This is a genomic window from Bacillus cereus group sp. BfR-BA-01355 (genome assembly GCF_022663675.1).
GTDB lineage: Bacteria > Bacillota > Bacilli > Bacillales > Bacillaceae_G > Bacillus_A > Bacillus_A thuringiensis_S.
This window is the reverse complement of sequence record NZ_JAKUFY010000256.1, coordinates 1-1,450: the sequence shown is the minus strand read 5'-3', so window position 1 is coordinate 1,450 and position 1,450 is coordinate 1. Positions and strand designations below refer to the sequence as shown.

Below are 1,450 nucleotides of genomic sequence, written 5' to 3'. Positions count from 1 at the left end.
TACTTTAATATTAGTGACAGTTGGTATAGTGACATACCAGTTATTTACCGCTTCTAATACATCAAAGAAAGCAATTGCTCAAGAAAAGAAAGCAACAAAGATAGAAGAGAAGAAAACTGAAGATAAAGAAACAGCAAAGCTAGAAGAGAAATCAAAAGCAGAAAAATCGGTAAAAACAAACGGAAATGAAAATAATGAGGAAGAAAAAGCGGCATCTCAAGAAAAGGGTTCTCAAACTAATCCTTCTTGGAAGCCAATTGGTACCGAGCAAGGAGCAAAACCTGAAATGAAATTTAAAGAAGGAACAGTAGATTGGAGTGAGATGAAAAAAGCAATTTCTTATGCTGTTGATGTTCCAGAGAGCCAATTGATTTTCGATTTTATTGGGAATAATGGTAATAATAAAGCCTACGGTAATGTACGAGATAAGCAAAATAATAAAAAATATAAGGTTAATATTGATTGGGTAGAAAATCAGGGGTGGAAACCAGCATCTGTTCAGGTGGTAAGATAAATAATAGAAATGTAATGATGTAAATCAGCTGTCCATATGGGCAGCTGATTATTTTTTTGCTTAGCTTATTTAAAAAAAAACGCTGGTGGTACCTCGTTGAGAAATATGAATCAAATCTATATTTTGTTTTATTTACCTCACTATTTTATCCATAACTTCTTTATATTTATGATAGTAATTAGTTTCAAATAAATATGGGGATAGTTGGACTAAACAAAATGTTCCTTATAAGTAGTAAGTATCTTTTGCGATTTTAATTTATAATTATTTATAAAAAAGAAAAGACACCCTAAGGTGCCTTCCTTCGACTTGAACCATCTTAATTTTAATAATATATTGGACTCCCATCCAAATATTATTTTACCATGTTAAGTTATTTTATTCATTGAGAAATATGTTTTAAATCTATATTTTTAAAAAATATATAGATTTGAACAATATGTATACGAGCCGCATATCAAAAAAAAAGACACTCTCAAGAGTGCCTCTCCTTAGCAGCCGAATCCGCCGCCCCAACAGCTAGCGCCAACGATGATTAATAAGATGAAGAGCACAACAAGTAAGGCAAATCCGCCGCCGAAACCACAGCCTCCACCACAACTACCGCCATAGCCCATATTAACTCCTCCTTCCATAAAGACCATTTATTAATGGATTTAATTTAATTTATGTTTTTAAGGATGAATGGAGCAGGTCCTTAAAAAAATAAAAGGATTTTGGAAGTTAAAAAGAGTTGACGACCTTATTTTTGTCACCGGTATTTTGTCTTCTACATATTGTATTTTATTCTGTGTATTGGGGGAAGGAGGATCTTATGGCTAATTCTGAGATGATTTTACGTTTACTTACGGATTTAAAGATTGAACAACAATTGTTGAAAGAACAGTTAGAAAAAATGCAAACAGCTGTGACTATTCTTGAAGAAAAATCAGTGAC

The 1,450-nt window shown here is 32.5% G+C and carries 2 protein-coding genes; one reads left to right on the top strand and one right to left on the bottom strand.

All coding sequences use genetic code 11. The features are described from left to right. Positions 1 to 514, top strand: a 514-nt coding sequence (locus MR167_RS31420; protein ID WP_242316226.1) for a YrrS family protein, incomplete at its 5' end; no start/stop codon positions are given. A gap of 491 nt (positions 515 to 1,005) precedes the next feature. Here MR167_RS31420 and MR167_RS31415 read toward each other — a convergent pair. Then, the gene (locus MR167_RS31415; protein WP_000540377.1) at positions 1,006 to 1,131 is read right to left on the bottom strand and encodes a YjcZ family sporulation protein; all 126 of its coding nucleotides are present in this window, start codon (positions 1,129 to 1,131) and stop codon (positions 1,006 to 1,008) included. Between the last annotated feature and the right edge of the window lie 319 nt (positions 1,132 to 1,450).